Raw genomic sequence first — 26,137 nt, 5'->3', positions numbered from 1 at the left:
AGCATTCTGTACTGAAAAGTGAAATAAAATCATGCATAAAAAAACCCACCCCCTACTTGCGTAGGGGGTGGGAAAAATTGCTATGAAAAAGAAAAATTCACTAGTTGTTTAGTGAAGTTTCAAATGTATAATTTTTTCTTAAATTACGAAAACATATCCTTAACTTTTTCAAAAAAAGACTTATCGCTTTTTTCGGGCTTCGGAGAGAAATTTTCGTCGTTAAGTGATTTTTCAAAGAACTGGCGCTGCTCCTTATTTAAATTCTTAGGTGTCCACACGTTTACGTGTATCAGCAGGTCGCCGTTACCGTAGCTGTTAAGGCTTGGCAAACCCTTGCCCTTAAGGCGCAGTATTTTACCGCTCTGTATACCGTCTTCCAGCTTTATACGCACCTTACCCGTTACAGTATCAATGTCTTTAGAGGTACCCAGTACCGCTTCCGGATAGCTTATGTATAAATCAAGGTGCAGGTTTTCCCCTTCGCGTTTCAGGGTATCGTGTTCTATTTCCTCAATAGCCACAATCAGGTCGCCCGCAATGCTGTTAGCCCCCGGCGCATCGTTACCCTTGCCCGATACCTTAAGCTGCATACCATCGGCTACACCGGCAGGTATTTTAATAGAAACCGTTTCGTCTTCCATTACCATACCCTGTGCATCGGCACCTGCAGGTTTACCATCCAGTATTTGCCCGCTGCCACCACAGTGGTTACAGGCAGCCGCTGTTTGCATACGGCCCAGTATGGTATTGGTTATTTTTACCACTTGGCCTGTACCGTTACAGGTAGGGCATGTGCGGTAAGTAACACCTTTAGCCTGTACCTTACGTTTTACCTTTATCTTTTTCTCTACCCCGTTAGCAATTTCTTCAAGGGTAAGTTTTACTTTAATGCGCAGGTTGCTGCCTTTTACACGGCGTACACCACCACCACCGCCAAAACCTCCGAAACCGCCACCAAAGGCACCGCCGAAGATATCGCCAAACTGGCTAAAGATGTCGTCCATGTTCATGCCGCCGCCGCCAAAACCGCCGCCGCCAAAGCCACCATCAAAAGCGGCATGGCCATACTGGTCGTAACGGGCTTTTTTATCGGCATCGCTTAGCACTTCATAGGCTTCTGCTGCTTCCTTAAATTTCTCTTCCGCAGCCTTGTCACCCGGGTTTTTGTCAGGGTGAAATTCTATTGCCTTTTTACGATAGGCTTTTTTTATCTGCTCTGCACTGGCGCCTTTGTCTATGCCCAGTATTTCGTAATAATCTTTTTTCATGATGCTTTACCGCAATTAGTTCCCCAGTACCACTTTAGGGAAACGGATTATTTTATCACCCAGCTTATAGCCTTTTTCTACCACATCTACAATCTTGCCTTTAAGCTCCTCGCTTGGCGCAGGGATTTGTGTAATGGCCTCAGCAAAATCTGCATCAAACGCATCGCCTGCCTTAAGTTCTACCTGCTCTAATCCTTTAGAAACCAAGGTATCTTTTAGCTTATTGTGTATAAGCTCTACTCCCTTTAGCAGGTTTTCGTCGCCGCTTTTACCTATCTGCACCATAGCGCGGTCAAAATCATCCAGTATAGGCAGCATGGCCTGCAGTACCTCTTGGTTAGCGGTTTTAAACAAATCAATACGCTCTTTAGACGTGCGTTTTTTATAGTTTTCAAACTCTGCAAAAAGACGTAAAAACTTGTCCTTTTCCTTAGCCAGCTCTTCACTCAGCTTTTCTTCTGCCGAAAGCTCCTCTGCCGATGGTACCCCCTGCTCTGCCGTAGCGTCAGTAGTTTGTTCCGTTTCGTTAAGTACTTCTTCTTTGTTCAGTTCGTTTTCAGCGTTTTCAGCGTGTTCGCGGCTCATATTCTTAAATATTTTCTTAAACATTAATTCTCGTAAGTTGTCGCGTAGCGACGTGCAAAAGTATTGCCATTTTTTTAAAAATGCCAATTTGTCATTTACCGGAAAACAAATTGCAGTAATTTTTGCTAACTTAGGCAGTACAAAACCACCATACCATGAAATCAACAATTAAAATTGTTATTGCAGCCTGTGTGCTATCAGTAACCGGCGTTTATGCGCAGCGAAAGTACTATATAGAGCAAAACGGAACGCTCCACCCCACTACACAGGCTTCCTTTGAAAAAAGCATCGACTACTCTAAAAACGTTGATGTGTATATGGAGAATGATACCAGCGAAATAGCGGTATTGTATGTAAGAAGGCGGGAAGGAAAACTGGATGAAGCAAAACTGAAACAGCTAAAAGTGTTTTTACAACAAAGAAGCGGTACCATTATTAAAGACAACGAATACATTTGTATACACTACAACTGCTCCATACCACAGGATAGCCCGGTGCTGTATCATGATTTCCCTCTACATGCCGAACGCAAAATACAGCGTAAACTGCTAGCCATAACGCCTTCGCAGTATTTTAGGGTGTACAACCCCGGCGGCAGGAATAACGGCTTTAGGGGAAAACATAAGGAAGCTTTTATTGCAGATGACAACAAGCTGGTGCTTAAAATGTTTTTCCCAACAGAGTTTAACTATGGAAATGTTGTGGTTATAAAGCCAGACGGTACTTATGAAGCCTACTGCGGGGAACATACACCGGACGAAATTATAGATATTACAAAACGCCTTAAAAACCAGTAATAACGTTACTCTGCCAAAGCGTCGGCTACGGCGGTTTCTACTGAAAGGAACTTAAACTGGTAGCCCGAATCTACAATTTTCCGTGCGCTGACGTTTTGGCTGTCATATAGCAGTGTGCTCATTTCGCCCAAGACCAGTTTCATAGCAAACCGGGGTATGTTTGGCAACAAAAGTGGCTTATCAAGTACTTTGGCTACGGTTTTTACCAGTTCGTTTTGCGTTACCGGATACGGCGCTACAGCGTTATAAACCCCTTCAAGCCCGTGTAGCAACACGTGCAGATATATGCCCACCATATCGTCTATATGAATCCACGACTGCATTTGGGTTCCTTTACCAAAGGCTGCACCCGCGCCCAGCTTTACAGGAGCGGCAAGTTCTTTTAATACGCCCGACTTACCGCTTAGCACCAAACCTGTACGTATCTTAGCCACTTTAATACCCAGCGCAGCCACAGCGTCTGCGCAGGCCTCCCACTTTTCTACCACCATACCAAGGAATGAATTATCCCTCTCGGTGCTGTCTTCAGTATATAGTGTGGTTTCGCTGTCAGGATAAATACCTATGGCACTGGCGCTAATAAACTGGTGTACGTAGTGGGCGTTGTTTTTAAGCAGTGTTGCTAAAACACGCGTACCCAGTACGCGGCTCTGCAGTATTTCTTCTTTATAATCAGCCGTCCAGCGTTTGCTTATGCTGGCACCAGCAAGGTGAATTATGGTACCTACATTATCCAGGCAGGCAGGGTCGGCCTCACCTTTTTCGGGATTCCAGTAAAAACCCTGGTAGTTTTCTGTATTTTGAATCTTACTTTTAGAGGTGGTAAGATAGTTAATGCTATATCCTTCCTTAAGCAGCCTGCTAACCAGCGCGCTCCCTACAAGACCTGTAGCCCCGGTAATAAGTACCCTCATATCATAACGTTTTGCGTTACGAAAGTAACACCCAAATTTTGTGTTTTACTACAAAACCCAAGGTTTAACTAATGTTTAGTATTTAAATAAATAATACGTAAGGCATCATTTTGCCTTAATGCTCCACTCAAAATGCATTTCGCTTACGGCATCGCCCGTTTCGTTTATCCCTACTGATTTCATCCAAAAGGTTTGCCCCTGTCCTGTGGCTATGGCATTTGCTATGGCTTCGGCAATTAGGTGCCCTTCTGTGCAGGTAAAGGTAATACGCCCTTTGGCTTTTTTAGTAAACGTACCTTTATTGTTAGCCACCAGCATAGATATTTTTTTTCCGCTTTGCTTAATGTGATACATAACCAGCGCACCGGTAGAAAGTTCTGCCGCCATAGCCTGTACGGCAAAGTACATGCTGTTAAAGGGGTTTTGGTTTATCCAGCGGTGCTTTACCGAAACAACGCACTGATCTGTTGTTATTTGCTTTACCCTTACCCCTGATATAAAGGCAGACGGGAGTTTAAATAATAAAAAGGTATTTAGTTTACCGGGTGTAAATTCCATGATTACTGAGGTTTCAGGCTAATATACAATTATTATTCGAATCCTGTAAATGTTAAAATTTTGTTAAAACTTACTACTATGCAATACAAACTACCTGTTTTTAGATATATATTTGCATAAGAAATTAATGGTTATAAGAATATACTATGCCAATACAGCTATTATACAACAGATAAAATAACGGGGCCGGCACCGTAAATTAGTTTAGGAGTTAGCAATCATCAATCACAATAATCACCGCAGCTGCAGCCGGCAGCAGTTTGCAAAAAGAGTTCATCATCAATCATCAAATTAATCATCAATCATCAATTAAAAAACGAACAGGTATGAAATCAATTATCTTTACAGCACTAACAGCATTTACAACATTAACCGCTGGTGCTCAGGTTACAGAAACAAGGGAAGCACAAAACGTAAACACCCTTGAAGTAAAAAACGGAATTGAAGTAGTGCTAACGCAAGGCACTACCCCACAGGTAAAAGTAGAATCGGCAAACGCAGGCATGCTGTATAACATAGCTACTGAGTTTAAAAAAGGTACCCTTAAAATTTACCTTAAAAATGCCGAAGGCGCTCTGTCTGCTGTTAAAGTATATGTTACAGAGGCGGCCTTAAAAGAAATCACGGTTACAAACGGTGCCAGTGTAAAGCTTAACGGGGCACTAAACCAGGAAGCTCTAAAACTGTACCTTAGCGGTGGCGCAAGCTTTACAGGAGAAGTTAACACTACAGCCAGCTTTAATGTAAAAGCTACAACAGGCGCTGTATTTAGAGGTGTTGTGCATTCGGGTAATTTTGATACCAATATTACAAGCGGTGCCGTGGTAAAAGTTGTAGGTACTGCAGCAAATGTAAATGTATACAGCAACGCCGGAACCTTGCAGGGTGGCAAGCTGGTTACCGAAAAAGCTATGGTTACCGCCCGTAACGGTGCTACTGTATTTGTAAATACTACAGAGCGTATACAAACCGATACCGATGCGGCAAGCACCATAACCTATTATGGCGAACCGAAACAAGCTGTTTTAGCAGCAGAGACCTACAGCATAGAAAGGGAAACAAAAAAGTTAACCTTAAACAATTAAAAAATGAGGATTTATGAACGTTGAAAACACCAAAGCCCAAATGCGCAAAGGCGTACTGGAGTTTTGTATCCTTTCGGTACTAAAAGAAAAAGAGGCCTACACAAGCGAAATACTGGATACACTTAAAAACGCCAAGCTACTGGTGGTGGAAGGTACGGTATACCCGCTGCTTACCAGGCTTAAGAACGACGGCTTACTGAGCTATCGCTGGGAAGAATCTACATCGGGGCCGCCGCGTAAATATTACGGGCTTACCGAAAACGGAAAAGTTTTTTTAAAAGAATTACACAATACCTGGACAGAATTGTCTGACGCAGTAACTATAATCACAAGTCAAAACGCTAGCAACCATGAATAGAACAGTAAGTATAAATTTAGGCGGTATGTTCTTCCACATAGACGAGAACGCCTACCAGAAGCTTAACCGGTATTTTGATGCTATAAGGCGCTCTTTGTCGCCCGATGGCAAAGATGAAATAATGAGCGACATAGAAGGCCGCATAGCCGAACTACTATCTGAAAAAATTAAAAATGATAAGCAGGTAGTAGGCATGCGCGAAATAGATGACGTAATTACCGTAATGGGCGAACCCGAAGACTACAGGATAGGCGAGGAAAACGATGCTAAAACCGGCAGTTTTTCCAGCAACTATGCCCAGGCAGCAGGCAGTACATTTGAGTACTACCGCACTAAAAAGTTTTACCGCGATGAGGAAAACGCCATTATAGGTGGTGTATGTGCCGGCCTTGGTCATTATTTCAGGATAGAGGCGCTTTGGATACGTATTATATTTATACTGCTGTTAGTAGCCTTTGTAGCTACGCCGGGTATTGTATACCTGCTGCTTTGGATGCTTATTCCGCCGGCGGTAACCACAGCCGAAAAACTGGAAATGCGTGGCGAACCCATTAACATTTCTAACATAGAAAAAAAGGTGCGGGAAGAATTTGCCCAGGTTAACGAACGCCTTAAAGGGGTAGATTACGATAAAATAAACAGCAACCTGAAAAACGGTGCCGACAGGGTTACAAGCGGTGCACGCACCGTGGTTAAGGGTGTGGCCCGGGTTATAGGTGCCATTATGGTAGCCATAACGGGCATATGGCTTGGCGGTTTACTGGTAGCACTACTTATTACCTTATTTGCCACTACAGCTGTAGCACCGGTATGGTACCCATACATAGAGGCATTTAACACCAGCGGTTCACCTATATGGCTGGTGTGCATGGCAGCTTTTTTTGTGGTAGCGGTACCTGTTCTTGGGTTCTTCCTGCTGGGGTTACGCATCTTGATACCACACATTAAGCCTATAAACGGTTATGTTACCTTTATAATGATTATGCTCTGGATTGCCAGTATTGCCTGCTGTATTTACTTTGGCGTAAACCAGTCGATACAATACAGGGCTGAGGGCAAGGTAACAGACCGTACCGAACTTAAGCTGACTAAAAACGATACGCTTAAAGTACGTTTTCGTTATAACAATGAGTTTGCTAACGATATATACAACCACCACAGTGATATTACCATAGAGGAAGATACACTGGGCAACCAAATACTGTACAGCAACGATGTACGCTTTTATGTAATGAAGGCTGAGGGTAATAAACCATACGTTCAGATAGACCGCGTAGCCGATGCAAACGGTAAAGCAGAGGGCCGTAAAATAGCACAAAACATAAAATATAACTTCCAGGTTAAAGGCAACGAACTTATACTGGACAACTACCATATATCTCCGCTGGATGCTAAATTCCACGACCAGAAAGTACAGATTTACCTATACCTTCCTGAGGGATATATGTTTAAAGCAGGCGACGGCGTTACCGAATACGACGATACCGACAATGATTTCTTTAACCTGTGGTTTGACAACCAAAACCACGTGTACCAAATGGGTGAAAAAAGGGTATACTGCCTGGATTGCATAAACAGCGATGGCGAAATGGAAGATGCTCCATGGTCTGAAGGTGAAAATAACATACCGGCACCTCCTGCAATGTCTGAAAATGAGATGAAGCAGATGAACAAAGAAATGCTGGAACAGCAGGCCGAAGAAATGAAAAAACAGGCTGAAGAAATGAAAAAGGAAGCTAAAAACATAGCTTCAGAAATAAAGGAAAATGTTAAAGACAACATGAAAAAACCATGATAGGCATAATTCTCTCGGCTACAAAGTCCATAATACATGTGGTAGTAGCACTGCTTTATTAAATTGTTTCTTATGCGACTTTTAGGTTACATAGCGTTTGTAATGCCCCGTTTATTGCGGGGCATTTTTTATTTGCAGCACAAATTGAAAAGCACATCGCTTTTACTGCACTTGCTGCTTTGTAGCCCCGCTTAGAGCCTAACCGGCATGCATGAGTTCGCATATAGCCTTTGTTATAAAAAATACCCATAAAGCATAGGCAAAAAATGTAAAGCTAACACGGGTTTCGGGGCTATAATTAATGCATTTTGTTATATTTGCTTGTACCAATATTACAAGCATTATATGAAGAAAATAGTATTGTTTTCGCTACTGGCGCTTACTGCCACCACCTATGCGCAAAAGCGTGAAAAAGTAAAAGGATCTAAAAATGTTACTGTAGTACAAAAAGACGTTCAGGCGTTTGACCACATAGAGGTGGAAGACAACATAGAGGCTTACCTGGTATCTGGCGGTACAAAGCCGTTGGAAATAGAAGCCGATGACAACCTGCAAGACGTGATTCAGGCCGAAGTTAAAGGTACTACCCTGCGCTTATATACTAGTAAAGAAATTACATCGGCAAAGAAAATAGCCGTACGGGTAAATTACAGCAGCAGCCTTAAAAACATACTTACAAAACACGAATCTGTACTGTATGCCCTTACGGATCTACAAATAGACAGCCTTACGGTAAAAAGCATTGACTATGCCAAGCTGTACATGAATGTAAAAGGTAAGTATGTTGCAGTAAGCATGAACGATAAAACCCATGCTGAACTGAACCTTAAAAGCGAAAAATCTTTTATAGATATGCGCAAGGACGCCGAAATAAAGGCCTTAATAAATAGTAAAGAGGTAAAGCTGGATATGTACCAAAAAACCTCAGCAGCCATAGAGGGCGATACCGAAAATGCCATGGTGAGGTTAGACAATATGAGTGAGTTTACCGGCAAGCGCTTTACAGCTAAAAAAATGGAACTTACTACAGAAAGCTATGCCAAAGCAAGCGTTATGGTAGCAGAAAACCTTATTATGTCGGCATCGGGGAAAACGCTTACCGAGGTTTTTGGTAATCCTGATAAGCTAACCATTACCCTTAAAAAGTTTTCAGACAGTGCCGTGTTAGCTAAAAAGGAAGACAAGGACAAATAATAAAATTGTAACTACTAAAAAAGCGGGGCTCTCTATGTTAAGAGAACCCCGCTTTTTTATAGTAATGTAATAGTTGGAAAAAAATGGGCAGCACCGTGAATTTTTCCCCCTTCCCAGTGCTGCCGCTTTACTGATAAATAAGTAATGTTATTTTTATAAACTGTAGTGCATTAATGTTGTTATTCTGTAACCGTACTTATAGCAGAGCTGTTTCTTATGGTAATTTTTAACCCTGTTTGCAGGCCGCTGTTTAGTTTACTGCCGTTAGCCGCTGTGATTTCATCTACAGTGGTATGGTACTTTTTAGCAAGTCCCATAAGCGTATCGCCGTTTTGTACCGTATGCTCTATTGTAGCACCCGATGCAATCTCCGTTTTATTGATTTCAAAACCGTTTGCAGGTGTAGGTGCTGTAGCTTCGGTACCGCCCGGAAGTATGGCAAGCTGCTGCCCGCTCATAAGCCCTTTTTTAAGCAGGGTGCGGTTGCTTTCTGTAATGGCTTCAACGGTGGTGTTGTAACGTTTTGCCAAAGAGAAAAGCGTTTCACCTGCCGCTACGCTGTGGGTAATGTACTTATCAGGATCGCCTGCGCGTGGTATAGTAGTTATGTTTAACACTGTGCCGGTTTCAAGGCCACCTTTTAGCTTATCCCTGTTTTCCTTTTCAATATTCTGTACCGTAGTATTATACTTGCGCGATAGTGAATAAAGCGTTTCACCGCTTTTTACCGTATGTTGCAGGGTTTGCATGGTGTGAGGCACTACCGCAACCGGTTCCTCTTTTTTAGCCACCTGCGACTCGCCCAGCACTACAACAGACGATGTTGCAGTTTCTGCCTTTTTAGGCTCCGGTGTTTTGTACCCGTACATTTCATCTGCATAGGTTTTAGAAACTGCCGCTACCTCTGCCTGTGGTTTCAACTGCCTGTGCAGCGGTATGCGTAGTACAGTATTTGCAGAAAGCCCCTGAATAGCATCGGGATTGTAGTCGTAGATATCGCCGGGAGTTATTTTGTATTTTTTTGCTATCACTAAAACCGTTTCTCCCATGGCTACACTATGTGTACCCATATTTTCCTGAACCTGGTCTGTAGTATCCTGCGCCAGGGCAGTGCCCATAACAGTAAATGCCAAAGCAAACGTTAATACTAATTTTTTCATAGGTCTATTGTAGTAGTTTAGGATGTTAGGTAATTGTATTTTACCTGTCATAAAGGTATGATAGTTAGCAGATTTTAACAACATTTACCTTATAAATTTTTTACTAAAACAACCATTTTTCGATAAAATACGCACTTAAATCGACCAAATGAATAAAATCACTGACAATTATTTAAAAAATGAATAATTAAAAAACGCATACAGTACCCTGTATGCGCTTTTTAACTGATAGTATCTACTATTTTACTCCCATTCTATGGTGGCAGGTGGCTTAGAACTGATGTCGTAAACCACTCGGTTAACACCTTTTACCTTATTTATAATCTCGTTACTTATTTTCATAAGGAAATCATACGGCAGGTGTACCCAGTCTGCCGTCATACCATCGGTACTTTCTACGGCACGAAGGGCAACTACTTTTTCATACGTACGCTCATCGCCCATTACCCCTACGCTATTTACAGGCAGCAGTATGGCACCCGCCTGCCAAACTTTGTCGTACAGGCCGTGGTCTTTAAGGCCTTGTATAAATATATGGTCTACCTCTTGCAGTATAGTCACTTTTTCGGGCGTAATGTCGCCCAGTATGCGTATAGACAAGCCCGGCCCCGGGAACGGGTGGCGGCCCAGCAGTTCAGGGTCAATGCCCAGGGTACGGCCCACACGGCGCACTTCATCTTTAAACAGCATACGCAGTGGCTCTATAACCTTAAGTTTCATAAAGTCGGGCAGCCCCCCTACGTTGTGGTGCGACTTAATGGTAGCCGAAGGCCCTTTTACCGAAACCGATTCTATAACGTCTGGATAAATGGTACCTTGGCCCAGCCATTTTACATCGGTAAGCTGGTGTGCTTCATCATCAAAAACTTCAATGAATACACGGCCTATGGTTTTACGCTTGGTTTCAGGGTCTTCAATACCGGCAAGCTGCGAAAGGAAACGCTCTGAAGCATCTACTCCTTTTACATTCAGCCCCATGTCTTTATATTGGTGCAGTACGTTTGCAAACTCGTCTTTACGCAGTAAGCCATTGTTTACAAAAATACAGTACAGGTTATCGCCTATGGCTTTATTTAGCAATACGGCTGCCACGGTAGAGTCTACCCCGCCCGAAAGGCCCAGTACTACTTTATCATTACCTATTTTTTCTTTCAGCTCAGCCACAATATCCTCAACAAAAGAAGATGGGGTAAAGCTTTGTGCTACACCGGCTATTTTTACCAGGAAGTTTTCCAGCATTTTAGTACCGTCTGTACTGTGGTATACTTCGGGGTGAAACTGTATGGCATAGGTAGTTTCGCCCTCTATGCGGTAGGCAGCATTAGTAACGTCTTTAGTACTGGCAAGTACCACACCGCCTTCGGGCAGTTTTTTAATGGTATCGCTGTGGCTCATCCACACCTGGCTGTTTTCAGAAACGCCTTCCAGGAAAAGTTCGCCCTCTTTCATGAAATTAAGGTTGGCACGGCCATACTCGCGTATGTTACTTGGTGCTACCTCGCCACCGTTAAAATGCGCCAGGTACTGTGCACCGTAGCACACGGCAAGAAGGGGCTTTTTACCACGGATTTCAGAAAGGTCAGGATGCGGGGCGTCTTCGGCACGTACCGAGAACGGGCTGCCGGATAGTATTACTGCCTTATAAGCCGACAAATCAGCAGGCGGATGGTTGTAAGGGAAAATTTCGCAGAAGATATTTAACTCGCGAACCCTGCGCGCAATAAGCTGTGTGTATTGCGAGCCGAAATCTAAAATAAGTACGTTGTGTTGCATGCGCAAAAGTAACGCATAAATTGAAATTAGGAAAATATTTTTAGATTTCAGATTTCAGATCACTAAGACATTTTTTTAAAAAATCTATGGTATCTTTTAAAGGTGTCTCAGACCAAAAGCCGGTTTCAAATGGAACACTACTGTTATTGATGTTAAAGAATCTTATTGCTATAGTTCCCTCACAGTCGAGATTAAAGACAAAAGCATTCTCTCCATACGAGTAAATGGCATAGCTCTCATCTGGCCAATACCCTCCTACACAAGCACCTGTAGCTGCAACAGCTTTGTAAAACTTCAGGTGTTTAAACACATGGGGCATTTCGACCCCGATAAGGGTATACAGCCCTGCACCGAAGCCCTGGTACCGTTCCATAAAATCGTCAAATGTTTCTTCTTCAAACACCTCGCAATCGCCTAAAAACTCGGTTATTTGGTTTGCATCCATAACAGCGAAGATACAAAAAAGGAAGTTTGGCCAGTGGCGGGTATTACACAATATATCTGATTTTTTAAAAAGCTAAGCTGTGCAATATGCATACAATCAACCCCCCATATCATTTTATTTTTAAGACAGCGCAATTCCCTGCGGAAATATGTATCACCCCTAATTGTAAGTTAACATAGTGCCAATTAGATATCCGTTAAGAAAAACGGCATACATGTTGCCGTACCTTTATAATAAGAAAAAGAAGGCGTTATGAAGAAGATATTTACCTTGTTGACCATCCTTATTTTAGGGGCCAGCGCCATAGCTCAGGAAACTTCAGTACCTGATTACGCAGCTATAGAACAGCATATAACAAATCCTGACTCTGAATTTTACTATCCGGCACTGCTACAACGCTATCAAAATGCCGATACCACGCTTACCGCAGCCCAACTACAGCACTTGTATTACGGCAGTATTTATATACAGCGACCGGTAAGTACGGCGCAGGCCATGGAAGCGTTAAAAGAATTTAACGCCGTGGTGAGCCAGCCCTCTCCTACCCGTGCCGACCTTGAGGCAGCACTGGGGTATACTGATATACTGATAAAATTTAAACCCTATTCCATTTTGCTGAAGCAATACCGCGTTTTTTGCCTTAAAGAACTCGGCAGGATTGACGAAGCCCTTAAAGAACGTGCCCAATACGAAATGATAGCCGAAACCATACTGGCAAGCGGTACAGGTACATCGGCAGAAAACAGTATTCACATTACGGACGTAGATAACGAATCGGAAATTTTAGAATTACTGCGCTACAAGCAGCAGGGCGAACCCGAGACACCAAAACCCGAAACGGATTACATACCTGTAGCTAATAATGTATACGGTGTTAAAGGTATTTACTTTTACATACCGCAACCTAAACGCGAACTTTCTGTAGTGCAATAATCGGTCTTAGTTACCTCATCCTATAATCAGAAAATACCGTAGTGCTTTTATTTGGCACACAGGCTTATATTGGCACGCTATTGGCTATAGCAGAAAAAACCGTATTTTCGCAACATGATGACAAGCGAAGCCACACTTACGGCCTCAGAATTACTGGCCGGTTCTAAAAAAATTGCTATAATACACCACCGCAACCCAGATGGCGATGCGCTGGGTTCTACCTTAGGATTATATCATTTCCTTAAAAAAATGGGGCATACACCTACCGTAATAAGCCCTAACGAATATCCTGATTTCCTGGCGTGGATGCCGGGAGCAGATACCGTGCGCATTTTTGAACGCGAAATAGCCGACTGTATTAAAATCCTGGATGAGGCCGAACTGGTTTTTACCCTGGACTTTAACCACCTTAGCCGTACCGGTGATGCTATGGAACCTGCCCTTAAAAAGGTAAAGGCTCCGTTTATAATGATAGACCACCACCAAAAACCAGACGACTACGCCACCGTTACCTTTAGCGATACCAGCTATGGCAGTACCTGCGAAATGGTGTACCACTTTATAACCCAGCTAGGCCATAAAAATTTGCTCGATGCTACCATAGGCACCTGCCTGTATACGGGTATTGTTACAGATTCGGGCTCGTTCCGTTTCCATACTACTACAGGTACTACACACCGCATTGTAGCCGAGTTTATAGACCTTGGAGTAGATAATAGCGCGGTGCACAGCCTGCTTTTTGATAACAATTCGCCAAGCAGGCTTAAGGTTTTGGCCCAGTCACTGGAAAATATGGTTATTCTGCCGGAGTATAAAACGTCGTATATGTTTTTAAGCCAGGAAGAACTAAACAGGCTAAACCACATTAAAGGCGATACCGAAGGCGTAGTTAACTATGGCCTAAGCATGAAGGGGATTATTTTTACCGCCTTTTTTACCGAAAACAAAGACGAGGGCATTATAAAAATATCCTTCAGGTCTAAAAACGGCTTCGACGTAAATGAGTACGCACGCCAGTATTTTAGCGGAGGCGGGCACATTAATGCCGCCGGAGGCCGCAGCCACGAATCATTACAGGCTACCATACAAAAATTTATTGCTACATTAGCACACATTAATATATAAGGTTATGAAAAAGGTTACAGGCATAATGGTGCTGCTTACAGCACTTGCCATTACCGCATGCTCACAGCAGCAGGCACGCAGGCCGGTTTCGCACAGCGAAGGCTCGTTTATGAAGGAGAGCATAGAACGTAATAAAAAGCTTGTGGCAAATGAAGAGCAACAGCTGGACTCTTTAATGAAAAGTACGCCAAACGTAAAATACATAGCATCGGCTAAAGGATACTGGTACTATTACGATAAAGAGGTTACTACAGATACCATAACCCCTAAACTGGGCGACGTGGCGTATTTTGACTATGAGATAAAAGATACCAAAGGTAATGTAATATATAGCCAGGCCGAACTGAGGCCACAGGTATACCGGGTAGACAAGCAAAATATAATGATGGGCCTTAGGGATGGTATTAAACTGATGAACGAAGGAGAAACGGTAACGTTTTTATTCCCGTCGCACATGGGGTACGGTTACCACGGCGATAATGACCGAATAGGCACTAACGTGCCCCTGGTATGCACCGTAACGCTTAACGACATTAAGCACCTAACAGAACAAAAGAAGAATAATTAACTATAAATGAAACAAATGACAAGTCTTTTTTTAAGTCTTTTCGCACTACTAACATCGTGCATGAATGCTCCTAAGGTAGAGCATGCAGACCCTAAAAAACTACCCGACGGGCTTTATGCCGAAATCACTACAAACAAGGGTGCTATTCTCCTGCAACTGGAGTACCAGAAAACGCCGCTTACCGTGGCTAACTTTGTATCGCTTGCCGAAGGTACTAACGAGTTTGTAGATGCAAAATATAAAGGAAAAAAGTTTTTTGACGGGCTTACATGGCACCGTGTAATTAAAGATTTTATGATTCAGGGTGGCGACCCTAACGGAGATGGATCAGGAGGTCCCGGCTACAAATTTGCTGATGAAATTACCGACCTTAAGCACAGTGGCCCGGGCATACTAAGTATGGCTAACGCCGGTGCAGGCACTAATGGTTCTCAGTTTTTTATAACCCACCGCGCTACCCCGCACCTGGATGGTATACATACCGTTTTTGGGCATGTAATTAAAGGACAGGATGTAGTAAACAACATAGAGCAGAACGACAAAATAGAGTCGGTTAAAATTATCCGCGTGGGTAAAGAGGCTAAGAAGTTTAACGCTCCTAAAGTGTTTAAAGACATAAACGAGAAAAAACTGGCTGAAGAAAAGAAAAAAGCTGAGGCTATAGAAAAAAACAAGGCCGACAAAGTAGCGTACTTTAACAACATGAAGGCTAAAGCTACCAAAACCCAGTCAGGCCTTATGTACATTATTACTAAAAAAGGTACCGCTGCAAAACCTGCTGAGGGTACTACAGTACTTATAGACTATTCGGGTTTCCTTGAAGATGGTTTCCTTTTTGACTCAAGTATTGCACAGGTGGCTAAAGACCTTGGTAACTACATTCCACAAAAAGATGCTGCTCAGGCCTACAAGCCTATACCGTTTAAAACAGGTACAAAAAGTGGCATGATACCGGGCTTCCTTGAAGGCCTTGAGCTTATGAGCCCAGGCGATGAGGCTATCATATTCATCCCATCGCACCTTGGTTATGGCGAGCGCGGTGTACCTATGGGTAAAATACCGGGTAACGCTAATCTGATTTTCGAATTGAAAATGGCACCTGCCCCGGTTAAATAATCCGCCGCAGCATTACAATATAAAAGCCCCACTACTACTGCAGTGGGGCTTTTATATTTATAACGTTTACCGTTAGTGGTATGGCGAATACTTTTACCCAGTTACGCTTTAAACTTCCAGTTAAACTCGTCTTTGGCATTAATAATCGCGCCCACTTCCAGGCGTATAACCTCGTTAAACTCTACCTGAAAAATCACCCAGTTATCCTCGTTAAAATAGTTATCTACCGAGTCGAAATTCTCCTGCTCAAATGATTTTATGCCCGCATTGTTAAGCGAAGGCTCCAGGGTATTCCATGACTGTCCGATAATTTTTTGCCCTTTCAGCTCTAAATCAGGGTGGCTGCTTATAAGGTAGCCCAACCTGAAATCTTCATCGGCGTAAAACGTAAGGCGTAGTTTTTTATCGTTGTACAGGTAAATAATATTACCATCTTCGTCTTTATACTTTTTAGAAGGATTGCCGTATAAGGCTGTCACATCTTTTTCCTTCATGCCGAAAAGCAGTTCGGCAATACCTGAGGTAAGGTTAATTTTCATTGCAATACAGTTTTATTGACCCCACAAAGATAATACTATCTTACCGAATCAAGGTACGGCTTTAAGTACTCGGATAAATCTACCTGGAACAGTGCGGCAGGGCTGTTTAACAATGGGCGCTTTACCAATGATTCGCACGTAAAAAAGTACTGTAATCCATTGGCAGTAGCTATACCCTCAATCTGTAAAATGCCGGTATCTAGGGCTATTTTGCGTTTGTTTCCGCTAAAAAAATCATGTCCCTTAAAATCATAAAACAAATACAGGAACGGTGAACCATACCTGCCGTAACCACACAGTACCAACAGCTTTTTATTTTCAAGATAAGTAGCCCCGGTTACCAGCCCCTCCACGTTATACCCCTGTAACGGAGTTACCGAATAGGTGCCGGGCGCATTAGGCAGGGCGTACACGGTGGTGGTTTTAGTGTTCCATTGCTTGGTAAACAGGAATATAGAATCTGTAGTGGCTACCATAGCCTCGCAGTCAAAATCGGTTCGGTTAGCACCTCTGTAGGTAAAATCCAGTTGGTTAGCGTACTCAAAGTTAATAAGCTCCACTATTGGGCTATTGTTTACTACAGATGCTTTTGAAAGTTTTAGTATTTGCAGGTTTTTGCGGTTACCCGAAGCGTTGTTTCCAAAGTTGCCCACGTACAGGTACGTACTGTCTTGGGTGATTTCTTCCCAGTCTACGTTACTCACCCCCGTAAGGTGCACCGTGTTTACAACAGCTCCCGTAAGGGTGTCTAAGGCATAGAGGTTGGTGTCGGTATCGTCATTGTGTGTCCACAGGTTACCATTCCACAGTAATAACCCAGACGACTCTTTTATTGCACTTGGCAGCGGTGCTATTCTGCGGGGTTTTACCTTGGTCTTTGCATACAGGCAAGAACCATCGTTTACAGTGGCACTAGGGTTATAATTTTGCGAAAGCGGATCGGTACAGCCGCGTACCTGGGCAACGGCATGCTGCGCAAAGCACATATACATGTGCAGTATAAAACATAAGATGATATGCGTTTTTTTCATTTTGCCCTGTTTCAAATGCTATGCCCCCTATTTAACAAGTGACACGCAACTGTGATATAAACCCGTGTAGCTTTACAGGACATAGTTAGCGAATGATTGGTTTAAATCCAAAGAAATTGTGAGTAAAAACGCTATTGTTTCGTTAAACTGCTACCTACTTACCCACACACCTGCTAACTTTAACATAGAACTTAAAAAACGAAACAAAATGAACAAATTAATACGCACACTGATTGCCGGATGGGGCGCCAAAAAACTGGGCGGTGGCTGTATAGGCACTATTATAACCTTTATTATTATTTACTACCTGCTGGGGTATTGTGACAGGATGTAGGGTTAGCTTTTAGAAGTAACGATAAACTTGAATATATCCTGGGTCAATGCTACTATATGGGGGTTCTCTGAAAGGTGCTCCCATGTAATTTCTTTGTTGTATATCTTTTTTAGTACCAACTCGCTGAGTTCGCGTTTAAGATTGGATTTAAATGTTCCATATTCTCCTTTAGAGTTGGTATCGTATATCATATTGAGCACTTTGGTATTATTTATCTCTCCAATCCTGGTTTGTAATTCAGCCAGATAACAACCAATATATTCATTTTCAAAACTTGAATAACTTATTGGAGTGGGCGTTGTAAAGGCTTTTTCTATCCTTTCTTCAATCTGGTTTTTATGTTTCTTCATCAGCTTTGAATTACAGAACGCTGTCAATACCATTTTCCAAATTTCATTTGTAAGCAGGTTTTCAACTTCCCTCACCCCATCAATAATGTAAGGGAAAAAATTAGAATGTTTCGTTGTTTTCAGATTTTCAAGGCGTTGTTTCTTTGCTGAACCATCGTCGGTAGCATCCGAATCAGCCAAAAGGAAAATCCGATTGTGCAATGCCAAAGCATTAATATCTTTAACAACTTCCTCCTCTTGTACATCCAGCAAATCACCAAAAAAGTAATGGTCGATGTTAGAACCCGCGTATTCAAAGAAAGCATAATCGATGTCTTCCTTAATGCTTTTATATTCTGTTGAATCTTTAATACTTTCGAGATAAGCGTAGAGAAATGCCTTGATGTAATTACGATCAGAAACGCCCTCTACCCATATACTACAGTTTGCCATAAACACTGAGGAGTTGTTTACTCCAAGGTGTTTAAGGATTTCGTTATCTCCGGCATTTACGTTTTTAATCACAAATTGTTTTTCGCCTTTTTCATTTACCCGCGGGGTAAAAGAATATATGGAAACATTATCTTTTTCTATGGTAAGGTCAAGGAAATGGTTAGAATGTGTGGTAATAAAATATGTAAGGTTCTTTTTCTTCAAGTCCTCGTTATTGCACAGCTGCTCTAAAAACAAGCGCTGCATACCCGGGTGTAGGTGCAGTTCAGGCTCATCAATAAAAATAAAGGAATCAGGCTCAGCCATAAAAACCTGATAAATAAGTATTATTATAGCCTGTATACCATCGCCTAATTCATAAAGATAATAGTCTCCATCCCCCTCAACGTGCACCCTGATCACCTCTTTAGAATTGCTCCCTTTAAGGCTCTCATCTTTATCAAACTCCGCAACAATGTCTAGCTCTTTTTTATCAAAAAAATTTACACTCAAAAAATCCTCAAATTCCTCAAACCGCTTTCTTAATTCTTTTTTTGCATTACGAGCATTGAGGATGTTTTTATAGAGTTTTAAACCCGTAAAAATTAAAAGTTCACCACGACTTATTTTATAATTTTTTTCAATAGTCTCTAAGTATATATCTGATTCAATTTTTTTATTACCACTACTGAATAATGTATGTGCTGATCGTAATGTTGGAATATAATAAGCCTTATTATCCTTTGATGTATAAAGACCAATAGCGATATCTCTCAAACTCTGGCTAATGTCATATAACTCACCAAATCCACCAATCTTTAGTTGTTCAAAATTGTGTTCTAAGAAAACTTTAATATTAAAATTGAGAGGAAGTGGATATACCGGCGAACCCCAAGGATTTTGATTAATTATTGGCATTTTTTCAGTTAATAAACCATTATACTTACTGTGTAAGTCAGAATTTAAGACGAGAAATTTTTTACTCTTAATCAGACTTCTGACAAATTGGCTCTTTCCGCTATTATTGGAACCAATAATTATATTAATATCATTAAAGTTTGGTAAATGTGCAATGCTGTTTTCCTCTCCTTCTAAAAAATAGTAATCAAACTTTTGTTCAGTTTCAAATAATAAATGATATGGCATAACTAAGTTGGTTTATAAAAAGAATAGCTGAAATGTACATCAAAAATCATTTGCTTCCAAAACTTTTACCACACCACAAAATTACAACACCTTCCGTGTTAAAGTACTGAAAGCAATCGTTCAGTAAACTGTTAAGTATATACATTTTAAAAAAAGTGTACAAAAGCGGAAGAATAATATCTATATAATTGATTTTCAATCGAGGCATCTTTACTAAAATCATGAAAAGCAGCCTAAAAACGATGTAAAAAGCGGAAAATTTTATACAAAAAGCGGAATATTTCCACTCTGCTAAATTAATAGCTACGAATTACCGCACAAAAAAGTCCCGCCTTGGCGGGACTGATTTTTTATATTTGAGTGAGCCAAATTAACGAATTAACAAATCCACAAATTAACCCAAATTACATGTTACGTCGGTACTGCCCTCCTACCTCAAACAAGGCGGCGGTAAGCTGCCCCAGCGAGCATACTTTAGTAGCTTCCATAAGGTGTTCGAAGATGTTTTTATTCTGGATAGCAGCTTCTTGTATCAATGCTAATTGCTCTGTAACCTTCTCAGCGTTAGCCTTATGCAGGTTTTCAAGCGTATGAATCTGGAACTGTTTTTCCTCCTCTGTTGCACGGATAACCTCAGCCGGAACTACCGTAGGCGAGCCCTTGCTGCTCAGGAATGTATTCACCCCGATGATTGGGAACTCACCTGTATGCTTAAGTGTCTCATAATAAAGGCTTTCCTCCTGAATTTTAGAACGTTGGTACATGGTTTCCATAGCACCAAGCACACCGCCACGCTCTGTAATGCGGTCAAATTCAGCCAGTACGGCTTCTTCTACAAGATCGGTAAGCTCCTCTATAATAAACGAGCCCTGTATAGGGTTTTCGTTCTTTGCTAAACCAAGCTCTTTATTGATAATCAGCTGTATAGCCATAGCACGGCGTACACTTTCTTCCGTTGGCGTGGTAATCGCCTCGTCGTAAGCGTTTGTATGCAGTGAGTTACAGTTATCGTATATAGCGTAAAGTGCTTGTAATGTGGTTCTTATATCGTTAAAATCGATTTCCTGCGCGTGTAATGAACGCCCTGATGTTTGTATATGGTACTTAAGCATCTGCGCACGCTCATTAGCTGCATACTTGTTTTTCAAGGCTTTAGCCCAAATGCGGCGCGCCACACGGCCTATAACCGCATACTCAGGGTCTATACCGTTACTAAAGAAAAACGACAGGTTTGGCCCGAAATCGTTGATGTCCATACCACGGCTCAGGTAGTACTCCACATACGTAAATCCGTTAGCTAACGTAAAGGCTAACTGAGTAATAGGGTTGGCACCGGCCTCTGCAATATGGTATCCGGAGATTGAAACCGAATAGAAATTTCTTACATTTTTTTGGATAAAATATTCCTGCACGTCGCCCATTAAACGCAGTGCAAACTCCGTACTGAAAATACAGGTATTTTGCGCCTGGTCTTCTTTTAAGATATCGGCCTGAACCGTACCCCTAACCTGGCTTAACGTTTTGATTTTTATATCGTTATACACATCTACAGGAAGTACCTGGTCGCCTGTAACGCCAAGCAGCATAAGCCCCAGCCCATCGTTACCCTGCGGTAGTTCGCCATTATAGCGCGGACGCTCGGTCCCTTTAGCCTTGTAGATGGCTTCTATTTTTGCATTTACCTCATTTTCAAGGCCATTAGCCCTAATGTAAAGCTCGCATTGCTGGTCTATGGCAGCATTCATAAAGAAGCCCAGCAGCATAGGTGCAGGCCCGTTTATGGTCATACTTACCGATGTCATGGCATGTGCCAAATTAAAGCCGCTGTACAGCTTTTTGGCATCGTCCAGGCAACAGATAGACACCCCTGCGTTACCTATTTTCCCGTAGATGTCCGGCCTGTGACCAGGGTCGTTTCCGTAAAGCGTAACACTGTCAAAAGCAGTAGATAAGCGCTTTGCCGGCATACCTAAACTCACATAGTGGAAACGCCTGTTAGTACGCTCAGGCCCACCTTCTCCGGCAAACATACGTGTAGGATCCTCGCCCTCACGCTTAAACGGATAAAGCCCTGAGGTATAAGGGAATTCTCCCGGTACATTTTCCTGAAGGCACCAGCGCAGCACATCGCCCCAAGCCTGGTATTTTGGCAAGGCTACTTTAGGTATCTGGCTGTGTGACAGCGATTCAGAGTGGGTTTGTATTTTAATTTCCTTGTCGCGTACCTTAAAGGTATACACCGGATTTTTGTATTTATTTACTTTTTCGTCCCATGTAAAAATCACCTCCCAGTTATATGGGTCGAGGTTCATTTTTACACGGTCAAACTCGGCCACCAACAACCTTACAAAGTCGCTGTTAGCCTGGGTGTTAGCAAAAGATTCGGTATCTAAACCAAACTTGGTCAGCGGTGCTTTGACTCCGGTAACCGACTCTATGGTTTTGTAGATACCGTATAGTTTTTGAGCCACATCCTGCTGTGCCACAACAGTTTGGTCATACTTACGGTTGTTTTCTGCAATCTCGCTTAAGTAACGTGTCCTGTGCGGCGGGATAACAAAAATCTTCTCGCTCATTTCGCGTGTTATGGCAAAAGTTGAACGCAAGTCGGCGCCGGTTTTTTCTACCACGGTATCCATTATTTTTTTGTATAATGTGTTCATTCCCGGGTCGTTAAACTGCGACGCTATGGTACCATATACCGGAAGGTCGTCCGGTTTTGCATCCCAAAGGTTATGGTTCCGCTGGTACTGTTTCTTAACATCACGAAGCGCATCCAGTGCACCGCGCTTGTCAAATTTATTAATAGCTACTACATCGGCAAAGTCCAGCATATCAATCTTTTCCAGCTGTGTAGCGGCACCAAATTCAGGTGTCATTACATACAATGCCACGTCGCTGTGGTCCAGTATCTCGGTATCACTTTGCCCAATGCCCGATGTTTCCAGGATAATCAGGTCGTACTTAGCCGCCTTAAGCACCTGAATTGCTTCGGCTACATACTTAGAAAGCGCAAGGTTACTCTGCCTTGTGGCCAGCGAGCGCATATATACCCTTGGGTTATTAATGGCATTCATCCGGATACGGTCGCCCAGCAGCGCACCGCCCGTTTTACGCTTACTCGGGTCTACCGAAATAAGCCCTATGGTTTTCTCCGGGAAATCAATCAGGAAACGGCGTACCAACTCATCTACAAGAGACGACTTACCCGCACCACCCGTACCAGTTATACCCAGCACAGGAATGTTAACCTGCTGATTATCTTTGTGTATAGATTCAAGCGTAGGAGCTGCTACCTCAGGGAAGTTTTCCGCAGCCGATATAATACGGGCTATAGCGGTAGGATTTTTCTCGGCAAGATGATTTACTTCGCCATTAAGGTTGTCACCAAGCGGAAAATCAGCACGTTGTACAAGGTCGTTAATCATACCCTGTAGCCCTAGTTCACGTCCATCATCTGGCGAGTAAATACGGGTAATACCATATTCATGCAACTCTGATATTTCGGAAGGAAGGATAACGCCGCCACCGCCGCCAAAAATTTTTATGTGGCCTGCGCCTTTTTCTTTCAGCAGGTCGTACATGTACTTAAAGTACTCATTATGACCACCCTGATACGACGTCATGGCTATAGCATTAGCATCTTCCTGTATGGCGGTATTTACCACCTCTTCCACACTGCGGTCGTGCCCCAGGTGAATTACCTCCACGCCAGTAGCCTGGATAATGCGTCGCATAATATTTATGGCGGCATCGTGCCCGTCAAAGAGCGATGCCGCGGTTACTATGCGTATTTTATTTTTAGGAATATAGGGTTTTACGGGTTCCATCCTGAATAATATTCAATTTTAAGTGTGCAATTTAAGAATTTTATGAAGATTGTAAAATTTTAATCCATGAATTAATTCCCAGCAACCAAAAAATTAAAACGTTTTCTTACCTTGTCATTGAAATGAAAATCGCCACCCTAAATATTGACTGGGCAAAAAAGCTAAAACGTGAGCTAAATGCTCATTAAAATACTTTGATTTTTTCAATCCTTTAAGTAACCTAAATTGTTAATATTGTTATCATTACCATAGCACAACTCACTCCTCCCTAACAATATACCATGTATACGTTTTAGTACTGCCAGACGTGGTAGGCTCGGTTAATAACAGCTTATAACCCTCATATTTTTTACCTTCCGCTATACTAACAGCATATACTTTAGAGGCATCTATATAGCGTTCTGCCATCATTATGCTATCGGCTACTACAGTGCCTTTTTTGGGGACAATGATATTTTTATCCAAACGGTTTAGTTCATTGTTTTTTAGTGCTTTAAAAAATACAGGTATTTTTCTGCGGGTTAAATTTACCACTTTTACAACACTACAATAAGGCACCGCGCATACAATAGTTTCCTGAGGGCGCTGTACCACAGGCTGTTCCTGCTGGGTACGCCTAAACGTAACAAGGGTATCGTCCGGGTATTTTGATTCGGAGAAACCGGTTTGCTCACCGTTTTCATTAAAGGTAGTCCACGATTGATAATGTTGTATACCGGCATCGGGCGCATCGCTGTATTCTACTTTTTGAACCTGGCCATCAGCATAGTATGTTATGTACGCAGAAGCATGCCCGCCTATTGCACGTAAGTGGTACATAAAAATTTGTGCACCATTCCGGTTAAACCCTTTAACCTCACCAAAGCGGTGGTTGTTGTCCCAGGTTTCTAAGGTAGATACCGTACCATTTTTATGGTAATATTTCTGTATAGTTGTGCCGTCTTTCTGGGTTATTACCGGTGTTTTTTTCTGACCGAAACCCACAAAAAACATAAGCAATGCAACTGATAATGTAATTATTTTCCTCATAATAAGAAAATTAATCAAATCCTGTGCCGCAATGCGTTGAAATCCAACCTATCTCGCTATATGTTCTACGCTGCCATTTTCCATAAACATCACCCGTATGGGATACGATTGTGCCGGAATGGTGGTAGGATACCAGTTGCGCCCACGTTCCGAGATAAGGATAAGCCCCTCGTCATCGCCAAGTGCGTTAAAGTGTTCGCCTTTGGGCTGGCGTTTAAACACAGGGAGTCCGTGTTCTGAAATAAGCAAATCAGTAATTTCGCCTACCCTACCGGTAACCAGCCCTATTTCGCTTAACCCCATATAGGTTTTGTAGCTAAAAGGCGCTTCGTCATAAGCACGTGTAGGATAGCGTGTTATAATTTCTACAATATTACCGTTGTTATCATAAAAGTAAAACGACTTGGCATCCCAGTTTACAAAGTTGGCAATGTCGTTACCGGGTTCTATCTCAAGCACTTTAGTAGTTTTAGAAATAAAATTATGGCAGTCGAAAAAACGGTTGTTCGGCACGTCGATGGCAAAATGGTATACCGGCTTAAGGTTTTCTGACTTTTTAAAAATAAGCTCTGTCCCTCCTATTTTAAAAAACAACAAACTGTTGTCTTCCTTCAGCACCGGCTGCAGGCCTAATACGTTTTTATAAAACTTTTCGGTCTCGGCAAGGTTATCGCTTCTTAATTCTACTTCGAGTATGTTCATGGCTAAAAGGCTGGGGATTTATAAGGACTTTAAAGTTAGTTAATTCTCCAGTAATATTGTACGGTTTTAACAAATACATACACAAAGTTTAAATAGTAGGTGTAAGCGTTTTTAATAAATAGCGCCCACATAAAAAAACCTGTACCTTTGCGCCATAATTTACCCATCACACTACAATGCGCTCTAAGTATTACGCAGCAGCCATTACGGCATTTATCATTTGGGGTATGTTCAGTTTTGTGCTGCGTCCGCTACATGATTATCCGTCTCAGGACATATTATTTTACCGCATATTTACCTGTGTAGCCATTATGGCACCGCTTAACCTTATCTTTAGGCGGAAGCCGTTGCTTGAAGCGTTACATTACTTTAAAAGCCTGGAAAAAAAGGAGCGCACCTCTATTGCATCTCTTACGGTTGTAAGCGCATTAATGCTGGTAGCCAACTGGTTTATTTTTATTTATGTAATGAACCACATAAGCGTAAAAGCGGCTGCCTTTGCGTATATGCTGTGCCCCATACTTACCACTGTACTGGCGTTTATTATACTACGCGAAAAACTCACTACCACCCAATGGTTTGCCGTGCTGATAAGCGTTGCGGGATGTGTATTACTTTCTTTAGGCAACTATGCCGATGTATTTTACAGCCTGCTTGTAGCCGGATCTTACGCCATTTACCTGGTATTGCAGAAAAAATTTGCAGGTTTCGACAGGTTTGTGCTACTAAGTGTGCAGCTTACCCTTACCGGTATAATGCTGTTGCCGTTCTTTTTTATGTATAGCGAAACCGTACCGCAAGAGCCCTCATTTTATATGTACATAGGCCTTATAGCAGTAGGCTTTACCATATTCCCCATGTTCCTTAACCTGTTTGCCCTTAAGGGAATAAAATCTTCTACGCTGGGTATACTTATGTACATAAACCCGTTGATAGGCTTTGGGCTTTCGGCTTTTTATTATAACGAGCCCATAACGTTCATTCAGCTTATGGCCTACCTCCTTATAGTAGTCTCTATAGTAGTGTTTAATATTGGCAACTATATAAAAACCCGTAAAGACATAGGGTAATACAAAACGAAAAACCCTACT

The 26,137-nt window shown here is 42.2% G+C and carries 24 protein-coding genes; 11 read left to right on the top strand and 13 right to left on the bottom strand.

All coding sequences use genetic code 11. The features are described from left to right. Positions 1–143: 143 nt before the first annotated feature. Positions 144–1,268 (bottom strand): molecular chaperone DnaJ, encoded by a 1,125-nt coding sequence (dnaJ, locus tag ACLI08_RS07135; RefSeq protein ID WP_411427777.1) that lies wholly within the window; start codon positions 1,266–1,268, stop codon positions 144–146. 15 nt (positions 1,269–1,283) lie between these two features. Beyond that, positions 1,284–1,877, bottom strand: coding sequence for a nucleotide exchange factor GrpE (locus ACLI08_RS07130; protein ID WP_411427776.1), 594 nt, complete (start codon positions 1,875–1,877; stop codon positions 1,284–1,286). A gap of 131 nt (positions 1,878–2,008) precedes the next feature. On the opposite strand from ACLI08_RS07130, the gene ACLI08_RS07125 reads away from it, so the two are divergent. Then, a complete protein-coding gene (locus tag ACLI08_RS07125; RefSeq protein ID WP_411427775.1) occupies positions 2,009–2,650 on the top strand; it encodes a hypothetical protein in 642 nt (213 codons plus the stop codon). 5 nt (positions 2,651–2,655) lie between these two features. Here ACLI08_RS07125 and ACLI08_RS07120 read toward each other — a convergent pair whose 3' ends face one another. Then, positions 2,656–3,564 (bottom strand): TIGR01777 family oxidoreductase, encoded by a 909-nt coding sequence (locus ACLI08_RS07120; protein ID WP_411427774.1) that lies wholly within the window; start codon positions 3,562–3,564, stop codon positions 2,656–2,658. A 105-nt stretch (positions 3,565–3,669) separates the two neighbouring features. After that, on the bottom strand, positions 3,670–4,122 hold the full coding sequence (locus ACLI08_RS07115; protein ID WP_411427773.1) for a DUF4442 domain-containing protein: 453 nt from the start codon (positions 4,120–4,122) through the stop codon (positions 3,670–3,672). 326 nt (positions 4,123–4,448) lie between these two features. On the opposite strand from ACLI08_RS07115, the gene ACLI08_RS07110 reads away from it, so the two are divergent. From ACLI08_RS07110 to ACLI08_RS07095, 4 genes are all read left to right on the top strand, one after another. After that, entirely contained in the window at positions 4,449–5,207 is a 759-nt protein-coding gene (locus tag ACLI08_RS07110) for a GIN domain-containing protein (RefSeq protein ID WP_411427772.1), read from the top strand. Positions 5,208–5,220: 13 nt separating this feature from the next. Then, entirely contained in the window at positions 5,221–5,565 is a 345-nt protein-coding gene (locus ACLI08_RS07105) for a PadR family transcriptional regulator (protein WP_411427771.1), read from the top strand. Continuing rightward, complete coding sequence (locus tag ACLI08_RS07100; protein ID WP_411427770.1) at positions 5,558–7,360, top strand: PspC domain-containing protein; 1,803 nt, start codon at positions 5,558–5,560, stop codon at positions 7,358–7,360. Before ACLI08_RS07105 ends, ACLI08_RS07100 begins: the two co-directional genes overlap by 8 nt. Before the next feature lie 345 nt (positions 7,361–7,705). Continuing rightward, a complete protein-coding gene (locus ACLI08_RS07095; RefSeq protein WP_411427769.1) occupies positions 7,706–8,554 on the top strand; it encodes a GIN domain-containing protein in 849 nt (282 codons plus the stop codon). A 179-nt stretch (positions 8,555–8,733) separates the two neighbouring features. Here ACLI08_RS07095 and ACLI08_RS07090 read toward each other — a convergent pair whose 3' ends face one another. From ACLI08_RS07090 to ACLI08_RS07080, 3 genes are all read right to left on the bottom strand, one after another. Beyond that, on the bottom strand, positions 8,734–9,714 hold the full coding sequence (locus tag ACLI08_RS07090; protein WP_411427768.1) for a LysM peptidoglycan-binding domain-containing protein: 981 nt from the start codon (positions 9,712–9,714) through the stop codon (positions 8,734–8,736). A 243-nt stretch (positions 9,715–9,957) separates the two neighbouring features. Next, positions 9,958–11,487 (bottom strand): glutamine-hydrolyzing GMP synthase, encoded by a 1,530-nt coding sequence (gene guaA / locus ACLI08_RS07085; protein WP_411427767.1) that lies wholly within the window; start codon positions 11,485–11,487, stop codon positions 9,958–9,960. 40 nt (positions 11,488–11,527) lie between these two features. Continuing rightward, a complete protein-coding gene (locus ACLI08_RS07080) occupies positions 11,528–11,932 on the bottom strand; it encodes a hypothetical protein (protein ID WP_411427766.1) in 405 nt (134 codons plus the stop codon). A 252-nt stretch (positions 11,933–12,184) separates the two neighbouring features. On the opposite strand from ACLI08_RS07080, the gene ACLI08_RS07075 reads away from it, so the two are divergent. The 4 genes from ACLI08_RS07075 to ACLI08_RS07060 all read left to right on the top strand — a co-directional run bounded on the left by ACLI08_RS07075 (position 12,185) and on the right by ACLI08_RS07060 (position 15,674). Further along, the gene (locus ACLI08_RS07075) at positions 12,185–12,865 is read left to right on the top strand and encodes a DUF4919 domain-containing protein (RefSeq protein ID WP_411427765.1); all 681 of its coding nucleotides are present in this window, start codon (positions 12,185–12,187) and stop codon (positions 12,863–12,865) included. A 114-nt stretch (positions 12,866–12,979) separates the two neighbouring features. Then, positions 12,980–13,990: a DHH family phosphoesterase gene (locus tag ACLI08_RS07070; RefSeq protein WP_411427764.1), complete on the top strand. Its 1,011-nt coding sequence runs from the start codon at positions 12,980–12,982 to the stop codon at positions 13,988–13,990. Positions 13,991–13,994: 4 nt separating this feature from the next. After that, positions 13,995–14,558: a gliding motility-associated peptidyl-prolyl isomerase GldI gene (gene gldI, locus ACLI08_RS07065; protein ID WP_411427763.1), complete on the top strand. Its 564-nt coding sequence runs from the start codon at positions 13,995–13,997 to the stop codon at positions 14,556–14,558. 6 nt (positions 14,559–14,564) lie between these two features. Next, complete coding sequence (locus ACLI08_RS07060; RefSeq protein ID WP_411427762.1) at positions 14,565–15,674, top strand: peptidylprolyl isomerase; 1,110 nt, start codon at positions 14,565–14,567, stop codon at positions 15,672–15,674. A 101-nt stretch (positions 15,675–15,775) separates the two neighbouring features. On the opposite strand, the gene ACLI08_RS07055 is transcribed toward ACLI08_RS07060, so the two are convergent. Beyond that, positions 15,776–16,213 (bottom strand): hypothetical protein, encoded by a 438-nt coding sequence (locus ACLI08_RS07055; RefSeq protein WP_411427761.1) that lies wholly within the window; start codon positions 16,211–16,213, stop codon positions 15,776–15,778. Positions 16,214–16,248: 35 nt separating this feature from the next. Then, positions 16,249–17,244 (bottom strand): T9SS C-terminal target domain-containing protein, encoded by a 996-nt coding sequence (locus ACLI08_RS07050; protein WP_411427760.1) that lies wholly within the window; start codon positions 17,242–17,244, stop codon positions 16,249–16,251. Positions 17,245–17,452: 208 nt separating this feature from the next. Here ACLI08_RS07050 and ACLI08_RS07045 point away from each other — a divergent pair, with 208 nt between their 5' ends. Beyond that, on the top strand, positions 17,453–17,578 hold the full coding sequence (locus ACLI08_RS07045; RefSeq protein WP_411427759.1) for a hypothetical protein: 126 nt from the start codon (positions 17,453–17,455) through the stop codon (positions 17,576–17,578). Positions 17,579–17,580: 2 nt separating this feature from the next. On the opposite strand, the gene ACLI08_RS07040 is transcribed toward ACLI08_RS07045, so the two are convergent. The 4 genes from ACLI08_RS07040 to ACLI08_RS07025 all read right to left on the bottom strand — a co-directional run bounded on the left by ACLI08_RS07040 (position 17,581) and on the right by ACLI08_RS07025 (position 25,046). Continuing rightward, positions 17,581–19,485: an AAA family ATPase gene (locus ACLI08_RS07040; protein ID WP_411427758.1), complete on the bottom strand. Its 1,905-nt coding sequence runs from the start codon at positions 19,483–19,485 to the stop codon at positions 17,581–17,583. A 404-nt stretch (positions 19,486–19,889) separates the two neighbouring features. Then, complete coding sequence (locus ACLI08_RS07035) at positions 19,890–23,315, bottom strand: methylmalonyl-CoA mutase family protein (protein ID WP_411427757.1); 3,426 nt, start codon at positions 23,313–23,315, stop codon at positions 19,890–19,892. A 258-nt stretch (positions 23,316–23,573) separates the two neighbouring features. Continuing rightward, positions 23,574–24,344 (bottom strand): hypothetical protein, encoded by a 771-nt coding sequence (locus ACLI08_RS07030; RefSeq protein WP_411427756.1) that lies wholly within the window; start codon positions 24,342–24,344, stop codon positions 23,574–23,576. A gap of 48 nt (positions 24,345–24,392) precedes the next feature. Beyond that, a complete protein-coding gene (locus ACLI08_RS07025; RefSeq protein WP_411427755.1) occupies positions 24,393–25,046 on the bottom strand; it encodes a VOC family protein in 654 nt (217 codons plus the stop codon). Between the two features lie 176 nt (positions 25,047–25,222). On the opposite strand from ACLI08_RS07025, the gene ACLI08_RS07020 reads away from it, so the two are divergent. Continuing rightward, positions 25,223–26,116 carry an EamA family transporter gene (locus tag ACLI08_RS07020; protein ID WP_411427754.1) on the top strand — a complete coding sequence of 298 codons (894 nt, stop codon included), beginning with the start codon at positions 25,223–25,225 and terminating at the stop codon, positions 26,114–26,116. Positions 26,117–26,137 lie beyond the last annotated feature (21 nt).

It is taken from the genome of Flavobacterium sp. RNTU_13, assembly GCF_046614455.1.
Classification (GTDB): Bacteria; Bacteroidota; Bacteroidia; order Flavobacteriales; family Flavobacteriaceae; genus Flavobacterium.
The sequence above is the reverse complement of the archived record's forward strand: the minus strand, read 5'-3'. Positions and strand labels throughout refer to the sequence as shown.